The organism is Planktothrix mougeotii LEGE 06226 (assembly GCF_015207485.1).
GTDB lineage: Bacteria > Cyanobacteriota > Cyanobacteriia > Cyanobacteriales > Microcoleaceae > Planktothrix.
In genome coordinates this window covers 1-20,605 of sequence record NZ_JADEWU010000010.1, presented here as the reverse complement: position 1 = coordinate 20,605, position 20,605 = coordinate 1, and the positions used below count along the sequence as shown (strand labels likewise).

Here is a 20,605-nt window from a genome sequence, read left to right as displayed (position 1 = left end):
CCACAATATTCCCAACCGAGCCCGCATAAGCGGGTTTAATTTTATTCTTGCTAATTCCTGTTAAATTCAAAGGATTAAAAGTCTAATGTACAAATTACCCAAATCGTAGGGGCGAGGTTTTCTCGCCCTTACAGGGGAATGTGTGTCCATTGTTTGAGATAAATCCTCCTGAAATTCTGATTGTACAATCCCTTTAGATTTGCTATAATAATTGTTGAGCAAAAGCGATCGCATCTTCAATGGTTGTTACTTTTCCTTCAATTTTTCCTAACTGAATCTCTAATAAAAGTTCTCCAATTTTAGGACTCGGACGTAAATTTAACGCTTCCATTAATTCATTTCCTGTTAATAACGGTTGGGGATGAGCAACAGGATCATTGGGGTTTAGATAACGATTCATTAAAGGAGCAAGACTATCTAAGGAAAATCCATCGGCTATTGCACTTACAATTAAGGATGGAAATAATAATCCTAAATTTTGGAATAAAAAATATTGTTCTTTTAAGGATAATTCTCTGCTTTTTAATAAAGACAATTGAGATAAACCTTTTAAAATTGCTAAAGTGCTTCTTAATTCTAATTTACTAAATTTTAATTGTAATAATTCTTCTTCAGATACAATAATATTTTGATTTAACAAACAAGCTAATTTAGCTATAGCTAAACGGGATATTTTTAATGTATAGCTCAATTCTTGAGATAATTCAAGTAAAACTTGAGGGTAAATTTCTCCTAATTTTATCGCAGATATATCTATTTCGGATAATCGTTTAAATTGCTGATCTGCACCCTTAAAATAAGGAGAAAGTAAACCTATTTTCCAAGCTTGTTGGATCAAAGGTGTTGCATTTGGGGTATTTAATAAATAAACTAATTCGGTGCGAATGCGTTCGGCTGCAACCCGACTTAACAACGGTGCAAATTCTTGAATAGCCGCTTGGGTTTGATCTTCGATTTCAAATCCTAATTGGGCAGCTTGACGATATCCCCTTAATAATCGTAATGGATCATCTTGTAAATTATCCGAAGAAATCATTTTAATTAAACGCCGTTGTAAATCTTCTTGACCTTTGTTAGGATCAATAAAGGTTTGGGTAAATGGATCAAAAGCGATCGCATTGATCGTAAAATCCCGTCGGCGTAAATCCTGTTCTAAACTATTTCCTTGTGCTTGAGCAAAGTCAACTGTTACTTTGTCAAACACAACCCGTGCAATATGCCGTTGAGCATCCAACAAAACGAACCCAGCCTGATACTGTTCAGCCAGAGTTCGCGCTGTTTTGACCGCATCTTGTAAGAGGACAAAATCTAAATCTAAAATGGGTGTTGTACGACCGATTAACCCATCTCGAACTGCACCCCCGACTAAATAAGCCGGTTGAGGTAAATCACTCAGTTCAAACGGCCAAGTGGCAGGAGAGAAGACATCGGCTAAAGCTTCAGACATTGCAACAAAAATCAATGAGATTGTCAAGCAGGTTAAGGCCTACCTACGCTAAATTAGCATCAAAGGGATGGACAAGTTTCACCCTGGGCAATCACCGAGGAATGGAATTATGTGTATTTGTGTGAATTGTCATTATGTTGATCGCTGTACCACCTACCACGCCGTAGAAACCCAGCATCAAGAAAGCCATTTGACGGATAACCCCACCTTTGAACCCACCGAACCCACCATTAACGTCAATATCCGCACCCCTAACGACTATGAAATTGAAATGGAATGGGATGTAGTCGGATGTTTGAGTTTTAAAGAAGAAAAGGGTAAATGGGCGAAATTAAGACCAGGGGAGTTAGTTCCCACTTAAACAGTTATCAGTCATCAGTCATCAGTTATCAGTCATCAGTTATCAGTTATCAGTTATACCACTGGCTAAGGCAGTTAGGATATAGTTCCTCTTTCCCTGTCTGTTCCTTGTTCCCTATTCCCTGTTCCCTTCTATAAAAAATGAGCTATTGTTTTAATCCGAGTTGTTCTAATCCGCAGAATTTGGGTGATGGCAAGTTCTGTCAAAATTGTGGATCTAAATTATTGTTGAGTTTTGTTTCTGCTCAAACTGAATCTGTTGTTTATCGAGGGATTCAATTAATTGGACAGGGGGGATTTGGTCGGACATTTTTAGTGGTTGATGAGAGTCAACCCTTAACACCTTATTGTGTGATTAAACAATTTTTTCCTCAAGGAAGTAATGCGAGGAAAGCCACCGAATTGTTTGAACAAGAAGCTAAACAATTAAAAATCTTGGGGCAACATCCCCAAATTCCCACAGAGTTAGGTTATTTTGAACAAGACGGCTATCAATATTTAGTTCAAGAATTTATTGAAGGAAAAAATTTGGCTCAAGAATTACAAGAAAAAGGAGTATTTACTGAAGAAAAAATATGGTTTATTTTAAAAGATTTGTTACCTATTTTGCAGTTTGTTCATGAGAATAAAGTCATCCATCGAGATATTAAACCCGAAAATATTATTCGTCGGTTTAATACGAAAAAACCGATTGGAAATTTAGTTTTAGTAGATTTTGGGGCTGCTAAATTAGTCACCGGGGGAATGTTACCTAAAACGGGAACCATGATTGGAAGTGCCGCCTATACTGCCCCAGAACAATTAATGGGGAAAGCTGTTTTTTCCAGTGATTTATATAGTTTAGGAGTGACTTGTATTCATTTACTGACTAATGTTCCTCCCTTTGATTTATTTGATAGTGCAGAAGGAAATTGGGTTTGGCGAGATTATTTAAAAGCGCCTGTCAGTGATGAATTAGGATATATTTTAGATAAAATGTTGCAGGGTGCAACCCGTAATCGTTACAATTCGGCGGCAGCAATTTTACGCCAAATTAATCCTAAACCGGATTATGTTCCAGTAATGCCGGGATTAAAAATAAATCCTGAAACGGGATTTAAACCCTTACCAGAACAGCCTGAATTTATTCAGCCTTCTGCTTCTATTCCGAATATTTCTGATGTTTCTGAACCTGGGGTTTCTGAAGAAAAAGTTCCTGAATTACCTCCACCAAGACTCTTAAATAAAACCAACCTAATTTCAGGAATTCTTCAAAAGCGTTTACAGCCCTATGGGATTATTCAAGTGAGCGTCAATCAAAACCATATCAATCAGTTAACGATTGTTTTAAATCGAGATAAAAATCGCTCTGTAAAATATAAAGAGTTAGTTCCAATTATCGGATATGAATTAACCTATTGCCAAATCAATAATCTTGAGAAAGTCAAACTTTTAGGGCGAGTGAATAATCAAAATGTTCCTGAATGGACATCTTCGTTAAAACTAGATCGAAAGACAAAAATTAGAAATCAAATGATCCGATTTCAGAATCAGAAGTTTCTTTGGAATTTGTTTCAATTGACAACTCGAACATTTTGGAGTCAGCAAATTAAAAAGAAAGAATTCTGGCTTGATCTGTTAATGGTTGCCATGATTATCTTTATCTTTAGCGATAAAATTATTATCTTAAAACCCATCATGGCTTTAGTGATTGCGGGAGGATTTTGGGGTGTTAAACATCAAGTCACTCACACCAATACTCTGCAACTGAATCAACTGTTTGCAACGATTACCACTCTATTTTTAATGTTTGGCTGGTTAAATTTAAGGATTTGGGCGGACGGAATGTTTGGTATAATCCTAGCGGGCTTGTTTATTTCCATGCCCATCTTTTTTTCCCGCAATCCTTCTTAATTAGACCCTGTGCAACCGATTTCCTCTCAACCCACTTATGGTTTAGCCATTCACACCAGTAGTCCTGACTTGGGATTAGCCATCAGTAATTTTCAAGACATTCAGCGCTGTCAATCCTGGGCGATAGGACGGGATTTATCCACCCATCTGCACTCATATTTATTAGAGTTTATTCAACCCCAAACTTGGTCAGATTTAGGATGGATTGCAGTGGCGAAAGGCCCAGGAAGTTTTACTGGAACTCGGATTGGAGTCGTCACTGCCCGCACCTTAGCTCAACAGTTAAATATTCCAGTATTTGCCATTTCTAGTTTAGCCGCGATCGCCTGGAAAGAACAACTTCAACACAGACAAAATCAGGATAAAAACTTAGTGATAGCATTAGAAATGCGAGCACAACGAGGTCAACTTTTTGTCGCAATTTATGGTCGAAATCCAGAAACCAATTCCGGGTTAATTCCCCAATTAGCGGATTGTGTAATGTCCTCTCAGCAATGGGAAGAAACCTTAGCATCTTGGCAAATTCCCTATCATCGGGTAAAGGTAGAAGCAGGATTAGGAGAAACCGCAATGCAATTATTAGAATTAGGATATTTAGACTGGAAATTGGAAAAGCATTCTCACTGGTCTGAAGCATTGCCTTATTATGGACAGCATCCTGTAGAATTCTCTTAGAATTCTGATTTTAACCCTCCCTTAAATAAAATGCTGATTTCTTTAAGCAACTTCTCATGAACAAATGACAATTTACTGTTAAAGTTAAGCCAGAGTGTTTTTGACATCAGAGTTCATTGATTAGCTAATCAGGCTATTATTTGATGGGTCTATAGATTGCATCCTGAAATTTTCCACATTAAGGGAAATTAGGACTTGTGATGTGTAATCAGATGTTATTGAGTTGGTATTCTATGATTTTTATGCCTGATTTACTTTTGAATTTAGGAGCAGCAAATGTATTGGCTCAAACGGCATCTTCGGCTTCAATCGGTTCCGATATTAATCTATTAGAGGCATTTTTTTTGGGATTAATTCAAGGAGTAACAGAATTTTTACCCATTAGCAGTACCGCCCATTTAAAAGTCATTCCAGTTATGTTAGGTTGGGGAGATCCCGGTATTGCATTTACAGCCATTATTCAGTTAGGTAGTATTGTGGCAGTGATTTGGTTTTTTTGGCATGATTTAGTTCAAGTCACCCTAGGGTCATGGCAAGCGATTCAAAAAAAAGATTATGAGTCTGTAGACTTTCGTTTAGCGTTAGGGATTGCGTTAGGAACTATTCCAATTGTCTTTTTTGGATTGTTAATTAAACTTTTAATTCCTGATTATGATAACTCTCCTTTGCGGAGTATGGTAGTAATTGCATTCGCTTCTATTGGGATGGCATTCTTATTAGGATTAGCCGAAAATATAGGAACTAGAAAACGAGATTTTGAACAGCTAAAAGTCCGAGATGGAGTATTAATGGGATTAGCCGAAGCCTTAGCCTTAATTCCCGGAGTATCTCGATCTGGATCTACCATTACGGCTGGATTATTTATCGGTTTAGAACGAGCAACTGCCGCTCGTTTTTCATTTTTATTAGGAATTCCAGCAATTACTTTAGCGGGAATTGTAGAATTAAAAACGGTGTTGGTTGATGGAATAGGGAATATACCAATCTTTCCTTTGTTGGTAGGTTTAATTTCCGCCGCCATTTTTTCCTATTTATCCATTGCTTGGTTAATTCGTTATTTACAAAGCAAAAGTACCTGGATTTTTGTTTGGTATCGTCTCGCCTTTGGAGTCATGATTCTAGCGGCTGTGTGGGGAGGTGCGTTAAAGAATATTTAGACTACAATCTTGTAGTAGAGTAGAGACGTGCCATGGCGCGTCTCTACGGAGTCTATGATTGTTAATGTTTAATTCCTCCTATGATTCGACCTGCTAAAATTACAACTGTATTACCTGATTCTATTGCTGAAGAAATTGGCTTTGAACCTGGAGATGCCATTATTTCAATTAACGGACAACAACCCCGTGATTTAATCGATTATCAATTTTTATGTGCTGATGAAATTTTAGAATTAGAAGTTTTAGATCGATTGGGGAAAACCCATCAACTTGAAATTGAAAAAGACTATGATCAAGATTTAGGCTTAGAGTTTGAATCCGCTTTATTTGATGGATTAATTCAATGTAATAATCGCTGTCCGTTTTGTTTTATTGATCAACAACCCCCCGGAAAACGAGAAACCTTATATTTAAAAGATGATGATTATCGCTTGAGCTTTTTGTATGGTTCCTATTTAACCTTAACTAATTTATCTCAACGAGAATGGGATAGAATCGCTCAACTACGCCTTTCTCCGTTGTATGTTTCCGTTCACGCCACCGAACCTGAAGTCAGAATTCGCTTATTAAAAAATCCCCGTGGGGGTCAAATCTTAGATCAGTTAAAATGGTTTAAAAAGAATCGTTTACAAATTCATGCTCAAGTGGTGGTTTGTCCCGGAATTAATGATGGTCAACACCTCGAACAAACCCTCTTAGATTTAGCTCAATTTCATCGCGGTAGAATCCCAACCGTTGCTTCCGTTGCGGTGGTTCCTGTGGGGTTAACTCGGTTTCGTCCTCCCGAAGATGAATTAATTCCAGTTACCCCAGAAAAAGCTCAAGAAATTATTACTCAAGTTCAAAATTTACAACAAAAATTTCAACAAGAATTGGGTTCTACTTGTGTTTGGATTGCTGATGAACTGTTTCTGATTGCAGGTGCAGAATTACCCCCTGAATCCCATTATCAAGATTATCCTCAAATTGGTAATGGGGTAGGTTCTATTCGCAAATTTATTAAAGAATTTGAACAAACCGTCAAAGAATACCCAATTCAATCTTGTTCCATTCCCCGTCAGTTCACTTGGGTGGTCGGAAATGCCGTTGAAAAAGCCTTTCAACCCTTGTTAAACTCCTTAAATGACATTTCAGGACTAACGGTGAATTTGGTGGCTTTAGCGAGTCAATATTGGGGTCAAGAGATTACGGTTACAGGTCTATTAACCGGACAAGATTTGCTGCAAGGATTAAAGGGAAAACCATTAGGGGATGGGATTTTATTACCCTCGGTGATGTTAAAACAAGGAGAACCTGTGTTTCTGGATGATATGACCGTAGCGGAACTCGCAGAACAACTGGAGACAGAAATTTTCCCGGTGAGTCAGGTTGAAGAATTAATCTCTATTGCGTTGAAGGATTAATTTTAATCGGAACAAAAGTGGTGTAGATCACTGAATTCTTATTCCATAATAAAGGAAGATTCACGATCAAGCCCATTTTTGTTTCAAAGGGGGTCAGGAGACAATGGTAGTTTCAGAAGAAGTTACATTTCCCATTTCTAACGATTATATTGAGCGTGATTTTTGGGTTGTTTCTCCCGATACTTCTATTTTTGATGTTGTTCAACAGATGACTCAAAATCCCCGGAAAGCGAGAAATGGACAGTCAGAACCTGACCAACAATCAACCTATCCCAGTTGTGTTTTGGTGTTAGACCATCAACAATTAGTCGGTTTACTCACAGAACGAGACTGTGTAAAATTGGCAACCCAGAGACAAAATTTGCACCATATTCCTGTTTCCCAGGTAATGACCCGACAGTTAATTACCTATCAAGAACGGGAGATTCAAGAACCCTTACAGGTGATTTCAATTCTACGCCAACATCGGATTCGTCATTTACCGATTGTGAATGAAACAGGACAACCTGTGGGAATTATAACGCCTCATAGTATTCGGGGTATCTTGCAACCGGCTGATATTTTGAAATGTCAATCGATTCGAGATGTCATGGTGAACACTGTGATTGGTGGCTCTCGAAAAACCAGTGTTTTAAAGTTAGCACAACTCATGACAGAGCATCAAGTGAGTTGTGTGGTAATTGGAGACAAATTCACGCCTGAAAAAATTCGTCCTTTGGGAATCTTAACCGAACGAGATATCTTAAATCTTCAAGCTTTGGAACTGGATTTAAGCCAGTTAGAAGCAGAACAAGTCATGAGTCAGCCCTTATTATTTATTAGTCCCAAAGCGTCTCTTTGGGATGCTCATCAATCCATGCAGCACCATAGAATTCGGCGGTTAGTGGTGGCGGATGAGCAAGGATATTTAGCGGGTTTGGTCACTCAAACTACGATTTTACAAGCGATTGATTTGAATGAATTACAAACGGTTATCTCTCTTTTAAAAAAACAGCTTGAACAAGTTAATAATGAAAAAATAAATCTTTTAAATAGTATTAATTTTAATTTAAAAAAAGAAGTTAAAATTCATACAACCAGGCTGAAAGAACAAAGTCAAAGACATCAGCTTTTAACGGATACCGCTTTACGAATTCGAGCTTCTTTAAGTTTAGATCTGATTTTGAAGACAACGGTGACAGAAGTTCGGCAATTGTTAGAATGCGATCGCGTGATCATTGAAAAATTTGAAGCCGATGATTGTCGAAGAGTCATTGTTGAATCTGTAGAAAACCCCCAATACTCACTTCTCGATGCCGGGGTCATCTATCACAATTCTGATTCAGATTTAGCTGTTGAAATTCGATTTGAAAACCAGCTATGGGGTAGATTAATTGCTCAAAATTTTAGGATCATTCAGCCATGGGAACCCGAAGAAATAGAATTTTTGGAAAATTTATCAGTTCATGTTGCTTTGGGAATTCAACACGCGACGTTACTAGAGAAAGTTCAACAAGCTAATCGAGAATTAGAAGCCAAAGTTCAAGAACGAACGGCTGAATTAGCACAAACCAATGAACGATTAAGGCAAGAATTAGAGCGCAGTCAAGAAACCCAAACGGCTTTAAAACACCAACAAGAAATTCTGAATAGTTTTTATAATTCTTCTCCAATGATGATGGGTGTTGTTGAACTATTTGAAACGGATGTTTTACATCTTTCAGTCAATTTAGCAACGGCTCAATTCTTAGGAAAAAAAAATGAGGAAATTCACCATAAATTTGTTAGTCAATTGGGTATAAATTACCCGTTGCTTCAACATTGGATGAATCATTATCGAGAAAGTCAACGTTTAGGAAAACCCGTCAAATTTGAGTGTCAATATGATCAACCTGATGGGAAAAAGAAATGGTTATCAGCAACGGTGTCTTATATTGGTTTATCGGAAAATGATCGTCCTCGGTTTTCCTATATTATTGAAGATATTAGCGATCGCAAATATTATGAAGAATCCCTCAGACGATATGAACGCATTGTCGCGATGACGGCGGATGCAATTTGTTTACTGGATCAGAACTATATTTATCAAATTGCAAATCCGGCTTACTTAAAACTCATTAATCAACCTATAGAAGCCCTTATTGGTCATTCTGTTGAAAGAACTTTAGGAAGTGAAATTTTTTCACAAACCATCAAACCTTATCTGGATCAATGTTTACAAGGGGAAATTGTTCAAAATGATGTATGGCTAGAGCTCGATACCCTTGGAAAACGCTATTTAAGGCGCTGCTATATTCCCTATTTAGATGAACAAAATAAGATCTGTGGAATTCTCGCCAGTATTCAAGATTTAACCGATCTCAAAGAAGCCGAAAATGCACTGAAACACAATGAAGAACTATTTGCTTTAACAGTACAACACGCTCCTGATGTCTTCGTAATTTATAATTCAGAACGTCGATTTGAGTATGTCAATCAACGAACATCAGAACGCACAAAAATTCCTATAGAAAACTTCATCGGTCGTCGAGATGAAGATGTTTATCCCCCGGAAGTTTATTCTAAATATCTGCCGTTACTTGATCATGCCATTGCGACCAAGACCGTACAAATTGGAGAATTTACATTGCAAATGGAGGGACTAGAACCTTATGTCATTATTATCAAATACGTTCCCCTTTTAAATGATAACGGAGAGGTTCAACAAATTTTAGGCATGACCTTTGATATTGGCGATCGCAAAAAGATTGAAGCAACATTACATCAACGCGAAGCCCAATTAAAAGCCGTTGCTGATAACATTCCCGGGGCAATTTATACCTATGTTAAACGTCCAAATGGTTCTAGTTTTCTTGAATATATTAGTGATGGTTGTTTTGAAGTCTTTGGCTTGACCGCAGAGCAGTTAATTAGCAATCATAAACTCTTAGAACCGGGCTTTTATCCTGAAGATCTTGAAAAACATCGGAGGTTAATTTCCACCAGTGCAGCAGCCCTAACCCCCCTGTTTTATGAGTGGCGATATCAAATGCCCAATGGGGATATAAAATGGATTGCAGAAGCTTCCCGTCCTGAATATCGAGACAATGGAGATATAGCTTGGCGAGGGGTGATTTTGGATGTGAGCGATCGCAAAAAAACCGAATTAGAATTAAATGAAACCAGCGATCGCTTAAATTTCCTGCTCAATTATTCTCCCATTGTTATTTTAAGTTGCAAACCAGAAGGTAATTATCCGATTACTTTTATTAGTGAAAATGTTAAAGAAATTGTCGGTTTTGAACCCCAAATTTTTTTAGAAGATTCGAGCTTCTGGATTCAACAGATTCATCCTGATGATGTAGAGTGGGTTTTAACCAACTTAGCAACAAAATTCACTGAGGATTATTATGTTCATGAATATCGGTGGTTGAAAGCAGATGGAACTTATAGCTGGTTTTTAACACAGTTAAGGAAAATTCGAGATGAAGCGGGAAATGTCGTGGAAATGTTGGGATATTTAGTTGAAATTAGCGATCGCAAAAGCTTAGAGCAAGAATTAGCGACATTACTCGAACAAGAAACCCGTCGGAGTCAAGAACTAACCCAAAAAAATATAGCTCTCGAACAAGCTCGACGGGAAGCAGAAATGGCAAACCAAGCTAAAAGTGAATTTCTGGCGAATATGAGTCATGAAATTCGGACACCCATGAATGCTATTTTAGGATTTACAGATTTACTACAATCTGTTGTTCATGAACCGAGATCTGTCTCTTATTTAAACGCTGTAATCACCGCTAGTCGAACTCTACTGGCCTTAATTAATGATATTCTTGATTTGTCTAAAATTGAGGCGGGGAAACTGGAACTCGATTATGGCCCCGTTAACTTAAGGGTGCTGATTCAGGAAATTCAAAACATTTTTAACCATAAAGCCACAGAAAAAGGGTTAGTTTTACACATCCAAATTGAAGATAATGTCCCTGAATTGATTTATATTGATGAGATACGATTACGTCAAATTTTATTTAACGTTGTCGGTAATGCTCTTAAGTTTACGGAAAAGGGATATATTAGCATTTCTGCACGAACTCAAACCTATTGTGCCTGCAATAGCGAAAAAGTTTGGTTAGAAATTGCGATTGAAGATACAGGAATTGGGATTGCACCCCATCAGCAGACTCGTATTTTTGAAGCCTTCGTTCAAAGTGCCGGACAAAGTAATCGTAAGTATGGAGGCACCGGTTTAGGATTGGCGATTACTCAACGCTTAACTCAAATGATGGGGGGGATTATATTGCTTCAAAGCCAATTGCGACGAGGCAGTATTTTTACTTTTGTATTTCCCGACATTGCTCAGGCTAAAAATCCGATCTCGGTGAAATTAAATTCTGCTGAAGATCGCAATCTCAACCAATTTCAAGCGAGTACAATTTTGGTTGTTGATGATGTGCAATCTAACCGAGAATTAATTCAAGGATACTTTGCCGGAACTCATCATTTATTATTTTTAGCAGAGAATGGGAAACAAGCAATTCAGATGGCAAATGTTCATCAACCCGATTTAATTCTTCTGGATTTACGGATGCCGGAGATGGACGGAAAAATGGTGGCTCAATTTCTCAAACAAGATGAAAAAACTCGACAGATTCCGATTGTGATTTTGACCGCATCTTGTCAAAGTGAAGAACAAGCAGAAGTTCAATCACTTTGTCAAGGATTTTTGCGAAAACCGGTCAGTTTGCCACAATTAGTCAGAGAAATGAAGCGACATTTAATATACCAAAGCCCTCCCGAAAATACCGAGATTGACAGAGAAAGTCCGAAAGAAAAATCCGGGGTTTCTCCTGTTTTATTCCTCAGTTCTGATGCGTGTACAGAACTCCTGTTTCAACTTCAACAAGAAGAAGAACAGGTTTGGAATACGTTGCGAAAAACATTAAGAACCAGAGATTTACAACATTTTGTTCAACGTCTGGCTGCCTGGGGGCAACAGTATCAATATCAACCCTTATTAGATTATATACAAACTTTAGAAACTCAATTAGAAGCGTTTGATTGGAATACAATTCCTCAAACCATTGAGGATTTCCCTCAGATTCGAGAAAGATTAAAACTTTACTGTAAACAAGGAGTTTGATTTATGCAACTCAAAACATTTATTCCTGAAAACTTTCTGATTTTAATTGTTGATGATATTACTCAAAATCTGAAATTAGTCGGACAAATGCTCACTGAAGCCGGATATAATACTACCTTTGCAACCAGTGGTTTTCAAGCGTTAAATCGACTAAAAAATAATCAAACGGATTTAATTTTGTTGGATTTAATGATGCCTGAAATGGATGGATTAGAGGTTTGTCAAGTCATAAAAAATACTCCCCAGTTTCAAGACATTCCGATTATTTTCCTCACCGCTAGTCATGAAGAAGAGAGTTTAGTTAATGCCTTTGAGATGGGGGCTGTTGATTTTATTACGAAACCGTTTATCAAAACTGAATTGTTAGCACGGGTCAAAACTCATTTAACCCTAAAACATACAACCGACATCTTAAAAAACACGTTGTTACAACTCGAACAATTATCTCAACTGGATTCCCTGACCCAAATCTTAAATCGTCGCAGTTTTTTTAAAGTGGCTGAAGTCGAATTTAATCGATCAATTCAACAGGGAAAAATCTTTTCTTTATTGATATTAGATTTAGATCATTTTAAACAAATTAATGATCAGTATGGCCATCTCATGGGTGATCGCGCTTTAATCACCTTTACATCAGTAATTAGGAATTACCTCAGAGAAGCAGATTATTTTGGACGCTATGGGGGAGAAGAATTTGTGATTTTGTTATTAGATACAAATCTCGAAGATGCAGTTAAAATAGCCCAAGATATTTGTCGTTTAATTGCTGATTTGTCTATCCCGACCCAAAAAGATGATTTAAAAATGACGGTGAGTATTGGAATCGCTATTTCTGAACCCCAGGATACACGCCTTGAGGATATTCTTTCTAGGGCAGATCAATCCCTATATCAAGCAAAAGCTCAAGGACGAAATACTTGTTTTGCTTATGCTTTAAAACCGGGTTAACTGTCTTTTAATCAGCTTAAAACCGGAATCACTTCTTTTCCAAATCCTTGAATAAACTGTTTCTGTTCTCGATTAACGTTATGTAAAATAATCTCATTAAACCCTAGTTCAATATCTTGTTTTAACCAGCTAATATGTTGTTGGAGATCGGACGAAATTCGGACATTATTTTCAACTTCTTCTAAGGTGACAAATTCTCCCAGTGCATCAAATTGTTCAGGATTTTTTAAATCTGATAAAACCAGACTTTGAAAAATATTATTTCGCCATTGATCAAATGCTCCTTGTTTAGCAATGGTTTCATTAGCATGATAGGATAACTGCACTTTTAAAATCATGGGTTTTCCCTCTCCTCCTCCGCGATAAAAGGCATCAACCACTTCTTTTAATTGTTCAGGGGGACGAGATGTAGTAATTAACCCATCAGCCCAACTTCCTAACCATTCGGCGGTTTTAGCGGTAATTGCAGCGCCAATTATTAAGGGATTAATTTCAGGACGGGTATAGAGTTTTGCTTCTTCAATTGTTACTAAACCTCGATGGGTTACGGTTTCACCCGCCCATAAAGCTCGAATAATATCAACACATTCTTTTAAACGACTATTGCGATCGCTTTTACAAGGCCATTTATCCCCTGTTATATGTTCATTTAACGCTTGACCACTGCCTACGGTTAACCAAAATCGATTCGGAAAAAGTTCTGCTAAAGTTGCCGCTGCTTGGGCAATAATTGCCGGATGATATCGTTGACCTGGGGCGCAAACAATTCGATAGGATAAATTCGGTGTGGCTTGCATTGCCGCCCCTAACCAAGACCAAGCAAATCCACTTTGTCCTTGCTTTTCACTCCAAGGATAAAAATGATCAGAAGATAAGGATAAATGAAACCCCGCTTGTTCGGCTTGTTGAACATAATTTAACAATTCACTGGGTTTAAATTGTTCGTGGGACGCATGATAACCAATTTTAACCATGAGAAATTATCCCTATAATTATGTTAGTTTTTTTGATTCACTCTCAACCAACGATATCCATAAGCTGATAAAGGAATAAAAGTCAAACTTTGATCGAGAGGATCGTAATATTGATCACCAAAAACATCCATTAAATATTGATAATTTTCACTCGATTTTAGGGTAATATTACAACCTTGATCCCCTAAATTATGCAATGCTAAAATAGATTCATCTTTGCCTTGACAACAGTGAGCAAAGACAGCAGGGTGATCGGTTTCTAGTAAATGCCATTTTCCTTGACCGAATTGGGGGCATTGTTTGCGAATACGAATTAAACGTTCTGTCCAATTAATCAGGGAATTCGGATCACGTTGTTGTTCACAAACATTAACTAATTGATAACTATATTCCCCCTCACTAATGACAGGTTGGGTGAGATTTTCAGCCGGAGCATTAGAAAATCCTCCATTGGGTTGATTTGACCATTGCATCGGCGTTCGGACGCTAGTGCGACCCTGCAAAGATAGATCATCTCCCATACCAATTTCTTCGCCATAACGTAATAAAGGAATACCGGGTAAACTCAACATTAAACTATAAATCAGTTCAATTTTTTGGCGATTTCCCTTCATCATGGGTGCAAGTCTGCGGCGAATTCCTCGCCCAAAAATTTGCATATTTTTTTCCGGTGCAAAGGCTTCAAAAACTTCTTGAAGTTCAGAAGGACTTAACGCATCTAAAGTTAATTCATCATGGTGACGAACAAAATTTAACCATTCTCCTGTGTCGGGAATATCGGGTAATGCTTTTAAACCTTGCCACAATGTTGATGCTTCTTGACGTACCAAGGCTAGGAACATCGCTTGATTAACTAAAAAGTTAAACAGAATTTGCATTCGATTCCCATTTCCAAAATAAATTGGAATTTTATCGGGGGGAACATTTGCTTCTGCTAATAACACCCCGTCCGTGCGATGGGAGATCACAAAATTCCGCATTTCCTCTAAAAAGTGTTGTAAATCTTCTTGGGTTTCTCCATTAATTCCCACGCCTTGAATTAAAAAAGGAGCCGCATCAATTCTAAACCCAGAAACCCCTAACTCTAACCAAAAACCCATAATTTTACAGATTTCTTCTTGAACTTCTGGGTTAGAAATATTCAAATCGGGTTGTTCTTTAAAAAAATGATGTAGATAATAAGCTTCTGCTTTTTGGTCATATTCCCAAATATTATCTTCTATTGTAGGAAAGGCAATTAATTCGGGTTGATTTTTTGGGGGTTGTTCTTCTGACCAAACATAATAATTTCGATACTTAGAATTTTTATGAGTTCTGGCATCTTGAAACCAAGGATGTTCAATAGAAGTATGATTCACGACTAAATCAATAATCACTCGAATTCCTTGACTTTCAGCTTGATGAATAAACTTGACAAAATCCCCTAAAGTTCCCAGACGAGGATCAACGTTATAATAATCCATGACATCATAGCCATTATCTCGATTGGGAGAAGGGTAAAAGGGTAATAACCATAAACAAGTGATTCCTAATCCTGATAAATAATCTAAGCATTGGGTTAAGCCTTGAAAATCTCCCACCCCATCGCCATTTGCATCTTTAAAGGTTTCGACATCTAAGGAATAGAAAATGGCGTTTTTATACCAAAAATTTTGTTTAACCATGAGGGATAATCACTTGATTTTACTGAAACTAAAAAACTAAAACTAGGAATACGCAATGGTACTGAGTAAAGCGTTTTCCGACTGTCGAGAATCGAGGCGAGTATGTTGGACAACAATCGGAACATCCGACTCAAATACACTGGCATAATCGGTATCACGGGGAATGGGTTCAGGGTCGGTTAAATCGTTAAAACGCAGGTGTTTTGTCCGTCTTGCGGGAACTGTCAAACAATAGGGGCCGACGGGTTCGCGATCGCTAAAATAAATGGTGATTTTTACATAAGCATCTTGATCAGAAGTATTTAAAATACAAGCCGTTTCATGACTGGTAAATTGAGGCTCTGGGCCGTTACTATAGTCAGGAATATAGCCTTCAGCGATCGCCCAACGCAAACTTCCAATGGGTAAATTATCTCCAATTTGTAAAACCATAGTCAATTATTCCTTAATCATTAAAGCTTAATATTCATTGAATTTCAATGATTGATCTCCCTTTATATAGAAGTTAATCATATTTAAAAATTACTTTCTTCACCCTTAAGATGGAAATCAAAAATTAATATTAAAAACCCAGCTTTTTATAGAAACTGGGTTGATAAAATCATGGGTTTGAATACCATAAAATCTAAGGAATTTTATCGAGCATAAGGTCTACCTACTCCAGGTTGGACTGTAGAGCCTGAATAGGGTTTATGAACACCGACGGATGAGCCAACTAAAGTTGAAATTAATCCTAACAAAGAGCCAAAGGAAAATGCCCAACTCGCTTTAGCTGCATTTGAAGCTATATCTTGAGCCTGTTGTGCCGTGACATTGGGGGTATTGGCGGGAACATTGACACCGCCTTCTTGAACTTGATTAATCACTTCTCCAGCATTAGACGCAACAATGCCAAAAATACCGGATACCCCACTCGACAACAACCAAGCACTAATGGCTAATGTTGTAGCCCACAAAATGGCACCATTCAAGAGGGCGGTGGTACGATTCATCGGCCCACAAACACGAGCCATTAACCAACCGCCAACAAACAAGGCAATTAATAAACTAATAATTGACCAAATGCCAACGGCTGTCCCCGTATCGTCAGCATTAGAACGAGGTGCACCGGAGTTGGCAAGTCCAGTTAAACCAATAGCTGCACCAATTCCACTCAATATTAATTGGGTTCCAATGGCAATAACTAAACCTGCAAAAATAGGGCCCCAACGGACACGATCATGATAGTCTGTTCCCACAGCAACGGGATGATCAATAATTCGGCCGGATTCATCAGTGTATGCCATTTTTTTTAGCTTCTCCTAAAATTAAAAAGTCTGAATCTTTGAAGTTTATGTAGGTAATGCCTGATTAACAGCATCTGTTGATTCGGTATGTTTAAGCCAATCATCAACGTGCTTATACATTAACCTTTGGACAGAGAACTCATCGTCTAGCAAAAGTTATATTATTAATTGTGTTTCCGGTTTTCTTCTCTAACTTGAGGAAGAGTTTTAATCAAATTCAAGTTATAATTCAGATCTTATAACTTGGGATAGATGTTTTTTTATAAAACATAAATAGATTAAGTATTCCGAGAATTTCATAAAATTCTTTCAGGTTGAGATATCCCTAAATGGGAAGAAGTGGGAGTCTATCTTTATGAAGTTATTAAATCTAGCTTCAGTCAGATACCGTGCAAATAGCATAGATAAACAGGAAAACATCATGGCTAATCGAACTCACCCGTCTAAAGGGAAAAAAAATCAACTTCCTCACAATCAAAACTTAATTCAAAAAATTAAAGATGAGATTGAATTGAATCAAAATCAAGAACCGACCTTAGCAGAATTAGCAAGCATTGAGGAGGAAATGGGTTTAATAGAAATTTCCGTTGATCCCGAAGAACTCAATACGGTAATGATTGATGATACGGATGATAATTGGGATATTAATGATGATCCAGAAATGATTAGTGATTTACCCCCAGAAATGACCCAATCATTAGGGACAGGACTACAAGGACAACCTACTGACCGTGCGGGTAGACGCGATCATTTAAGCCAAAGTGATCAATTTAATCAAGCCAGTGCAGTTTTAACAGGTGGAGATATTGATGCTAATTTTGAACAAGCCAATGCTGTTGGCGATGAAGCCGTTGGCGGGACGGTCGCCACACCGGATCAAGATATTGTAGAGGAAATTGCAGCCGCAGTGGGTTTGGAAATGCGCGATCGCTCTTCCCTGCGGACAACAGAATTTTTAGAAAAACGAGATGATCAACGCTGGGAATTAGATCCGACTTCTTCTGAGGATTATGAAGACCGGGAAAACGAACGTTTGTAGTCTAAATTGATAGGGGAGAATAAAACCTCTAAAAAAATCCCATTCCGTCACGAATTTAAGCGTTTTTAGAATTATCTCTCTCCCAAGCAAATACGGTTTCTTAGGAGAGGGATAGAATGATTATTATCAATATAGAATTTTATACAAACTGATATAAAATTTTAAAGAAAAGGAAAAATTCGAGAAAAAAAATCTTTCTCAAACGTAATATTAACTTGATCCAAGCCTCGAAAATTAGGAACTTGAACTCTTAGTAAGTGCATACTAGACTCCTGATTGTGTGGAGTTAAAACTACACCTTAACAATATATAGCAATCCCTGTGAAGCTTGTAATATTTTATTGTAGGGGTTTGGTTGCCAAACCCGCTAGGGATCTGGGTTGGAGAACCCAACCCCTACAGTTATTTTTCACAAATTCAATCTTGATTGCTATATAGAGTTCTAAACCAGCTAAGAAACCCGGTTTCTCAACAGAAATTTTGATTCTATTCCCTTAAATTAGCTGAGAAACCCGGTTGCTGGGGAAGTGCAGAGCCTGACCAGGGACAAAAGGCTTGTGAGTATTTTTTGTCAAAGCTGCGATCTCAGACAATCCAACTGTTCCTATAATATTAAACAATTGAAACAAACATCCCAAGAAAGCCATAAATCCGCGTTAGGGAACACAGATAAGATTATGAGCAGAATAGAAACCCGCACAGAACCGATGGTCTTGAACATGGGGCCACACCATCCCTCCATGCACGGGGTCTTGCGGTTAATTGTGACCCTGGATGGGGAAGATGTGGTGGACTGTGAACCCGTCATTGGGTATCTGCATCGCGGTATGGAAAAAATCGCCGAAAATCGTACCGTTGTCATGTACGTTCCCTATGTTAGCCGTTGGGACTATGCGGCGGGAATGTTCAACGAAGCGGTCACGGTCAATGCGCCTGAACAATTAGCCGGAGTCACCGTCCCCAAACGGGCGCAATATATTCGGGTGATTATGCTGGAACTCAACCGCATCGCCAATCACCTGTTATGGCTTGGCCCGTTCTTGGCTGACGTCGGAGCCCAAACGCCGTTTTTCTATATTTTCCGAGAACGGGAATTAATTTATGACCTCTGGGAAGCCGCCACAGGATACCGGATGGTGAATAATAACTATTTTCGGATTGGGGGAGTCGCGGCTGATTTACCCTATGGTTGGGTGGATAAATGTCGAGATTTCTGCGATTATTTCGCCCCCAAAATTGATGAATATGAGCGCTTAATTACCAATAACCCGATTTTCCGACGTCGGATTGAAGGGTTAGGGGTAATTACCCGTGAACAGGCGATTAACTGGGGGTTATCTGGCCCAATGTTACGCGCCTCTGGGGTGAAGTGGGATTTACGCAAAGTTGACCACTATGAATGTTATGACGAGTTAGACTGGGATGTCCACTACGAAACGGCCGGAGATTGTTTCGCTCGTTATTTAGTGCGGATTCGGGAAATGCGGGAATCCGTTAAAATCCTGTATCAAGCCTTAGACGGTTTACCCGGTGGCCCCTACGAGAATTTAGAAGCGAAACGGATGATGGAGGGGCCGAAATCTGAATGGAATGGCTTTGATTATCAATTTATTGGTAAGAAAATTGCCCCCACATTCAAAATTCCCCAAGGGGAACATTATGTACGGATTGAAAGTGGCAAAGGGGAACTCGGCATTTATATCATTGGGGATGATACTGTGTTTCCCTGGCGGTTCAAAATTCGAGCGGCGGATTTCTGTAATTTACCGATTCTCTCGGAATTAGTGCGCGGAGAAAAAGTTGCTGACTTAGTGGCAATTCTCGGTAGTATCGATATTATCATGGGCTCTGTTGACCGCTAGAGTTTGATAGGTAGAAATGGGATTTGGGGCGAGGTATTCTTGTCCCTATCCCCAAAACAGAATTACTCTCAAATCGCTGCATCTCGTCAAAAAATTTACAAAAATTTATAAAAATAGAATTCCCAAAGTATTGTTGTATACTAATACTAGATTGAAAATAACAGTTGTGTTGAAAAAAACGAGTCCGTTTACAGAATAATTTTTAAGGGTGATCTTCATCGAATTGCTCACAACTCAAGTTGAAATCGTCTCAATAGTCTTGATTCTTTTCAAAAGTAACTAACTTTTAAAAAGAAAATATTAGGTATTATGGAGTTAGAGGCTATTACCGTAAACAACCCCCACTGACTTGAGTACAAGTACAGTGGAGGCTTTGAAAGAAGCCGATAGTTTACCAGCCCAAGTCTTAACTGACTACGTTTTTTGAGTCACGACACCAATAGATGCGAAGCTAGTCTGTTGCTCTGTCCCCAGTAATTAAACATCTGTATTGGGTTAAGGAAGTGTTACTGGACTAAAAAGCTCTTAAAACATTGGCGAAGCTAACATTACCCTAGAAATAGGAGAGACAGAAATGTCAAATTATGTCTTTGTGATTGACGATAACAAACAACCTTTGAATCCCTGTCATCCCTCAGTAGCCAGAAAGCTTCTTAGCCAAAAGAAAGCTGCGGTTTTCCGAAGATACCCTTTTACAATTATTCTGAAAAGGGTTGTTGAGAATCCTGAGATTGAGACTGTGGAAATCAAGTTAGATCCCGGTTCCAAGAAAACAGGTATTGCTTTAACTCAATGCAAT

Annotated in this window: 15 protein-coding genes; 10 read left to right on the top strand and 5 right to left on the bottom strand. The window is 38.2% G+C overall.

Annotated elements, in window-relative coordinates:
* Positions 1 to 202: 202 nt before the first annotated feature.
* A complete protein-coding gene (locus IQ236_RS06775; protein ID WP_193868552.1) occupies positions 203 to 1,447 on the bottom strand; it encodes a tRNA nucleotidyltransferase/poly(A) polymerase family protein in 1,245 nt (414 codons plus the stop codon).
* Positions 1,448 to 1,556: 109 nt separating this feature from the next.
* Between IQ236_RS06775 and IQ236_RS06770 the strand changes: the two genes are divergently transcribed.
* From IQ236_RS06770 to IQ236_RS06740, 7 genes are all read left to right on the top strand, one after another.
* The gene (locus IQ236_RS06770) at positions 1,557 to 1,808 is read left to right on the top strand and encodes a Ycf34 family protein (RefSeq protein WP_193868551.1); all 252 of its coding nucleotides are present in this window, start codon (positions 1,557 to 1,559) and stop codon (positions 1,806 to 1,808) included.
* Positions 1,809 to 1,948: 140 nt separating this feature from the next.
* Positions 1,949 to 3,700: a serine/threonine-protein kinase gene (locus IQ236_RS06765; protein WP_193868550.1), complete on the top strand. Its 1,752-nt coding sequence runs from the start codon at positions 1,949 to 1,951 to the stop codon at positions 3,698 to 3,700.
* A 9-nt stretch (positions 3,701 to 3,709) separates the two neighbouring features.
* Positions 3,710 to 4,375 carry a tRNA (adenosine(37)-N6)-threonylcarbamoyltransferase complex dimerization subunit type 1 TsaB gene (gene tsaB / locus IQ236_RS06760; RefSeq protein WP_322744095.1) on the top strand — a complete coding sequence of 222 codons (666 nt, stop codon included), beginning with the start codon at positions 3,710 to 3,712 and terminating at the stop codon, positions 4,373 to 4,375.
* 242 nt (positions 4,376 to 4,617) lie between these two features.
* Positions 4,618 to 5,532 (top strand): undecaprenyl-diphosphate phosphatase, encoded by a 915-nt coding sequence (locus IQ236_RS06755; protein ID WP_193868612.1) that lies wholly within the window; start codon positions 4,618 to 4,620, stop codon positions 5,530 to 5,532.
* Positions 5,533 to 5,612: 80 nt separating this feature from the next.
* Entirely contained in the window at positions 5,613 to 6,935 is a 1,323-nt protein-coding gene (locus IQ236_RS06750) for a TIGR03279 family radical SAM protein (RefSeq protein WP_193868549.1), read from the top strand.
* A gap of 103 nt (positions 6,936 to 7,038) precedes the next feature.
* Entirely contained in the window at positions 7,039 to 12,033 is a 4,995-nt protein-coding gene (locus IQ236_RS06745) for a PAS domain S-box protein (RefSeq protein WP_193868548.1), read from the top strand.
* A 3-nt stretch (positions 12,034 to 12,036) separates the two neighbouring features.
* Positions 12,037 to 12,981: a diguanylate cyclase gene (locus tag IQ236_RS06740; protein WP_193868547.1), complete on the top strand. Its 945-nt coding sequence runs from the start codon at positions 12,037 to 12,039 to the stop codon at positions 12,979 to 12,981.
* Between the two features lie 11 nt (positions 12,982 to 12,992).
* Here IQ236_RS06740 and IQ236_RS06735 read toward each other — a convergent pair whose 3' ends face one another.
* From IQ236_RS06735 to IQ236_RS06720, 4 genes are all read right to left on the bottom strand, one after another.
* Complete coding sequence (locus IQ236_RS06735; protein WP_193868546.1) at positions 12,993 to 13,955, bottom strand: TIGR03885 family FMN-dependent LLM class oxidoreductase; 963 nt, start codon at positions 13,953 to 13,955, stop codon at positions 12,993 to 12,995.
* A gap of 23 nt (positions 13,956 to 13,978) precedes the next feature.
* A complete protein-coding gene (locus tag IQ236_RS06730) occupies positions 13,979 to 15,619 on the bottom strand; it encodes an alpha-amylase family protein (protein WP_193868545.1) in 1,641 nt (546 codons plus the stop codon).
* A 42-nt stretch (positions 15,620 to 15,661) separates the two neighbouring features.
* Positions 15,662 to 16,051, bottom strand: coding sequence for a sensory rhodopsin transducer (locus IQ236_RS06725; protein ID WP_193868544.1), 390 nt, complete (start codon positions 16,049 to 16,051; stop codon positions 15,662 to 15,664).
* 203 nt (positions 16,052 to 16,254) lie between these two features.
* The gene (locus IQ236_RS06720) at positions 16,255 to 16,905 is read right to left on the bottom strand and encodes a hypothetical protein (RefSeq protein ID WP_193868543.1); all 651 of its coding nucleotides are present in this window, start codon (positions 16,903 to 16,905) and stop codon (positions 16,255 to 16,257) included.
* A gap of 421 nt (positions 16,906 to 17,326) precedes the next feature.
* On the opposite strand from IQ236_RS06720, the gene IQ236_RS06715 reads away from it, so the two are divergent.
* From IQ236_RS06715 to IQ236_RS06705, 3 genes are all read left to right on the top strand, one after another.
* A complete protein-coding gene (locus IQ236_RS06715; RefSeq protein ID WP_228041463.1) occupies positions 17,327 to 17,944 on the top strand; it encodes a DUF6335 family protein in 618 nt (205 codons plus the stop codon).
* A gap of 677 nt (positions 17,945 to 18,621) precedes the next feature.
* Positions 18,622 to 19,806, top strand: a complete 1,185-nt coding sequence (locus tag IQ236_RS06710; RefSeq protein ID WP_193868542.1) for an NAD(P)H-quinone oxidoreductase subunit H — start codon at positions 18,622 to 18,624, stop codon at positions 19,804 to 19,806.
* A gap of 574 nt (positions 19,807 to 20,380) precedes the next feature.
* A partial coding sequence (locus tag IQ236_RS06705) for an RRXRR domain-containing protein (RefSeq protein WP_193868541.1) occupies positions 20,381 to 20,605 on the top strand: 225 nt, incomplete at its 3' end.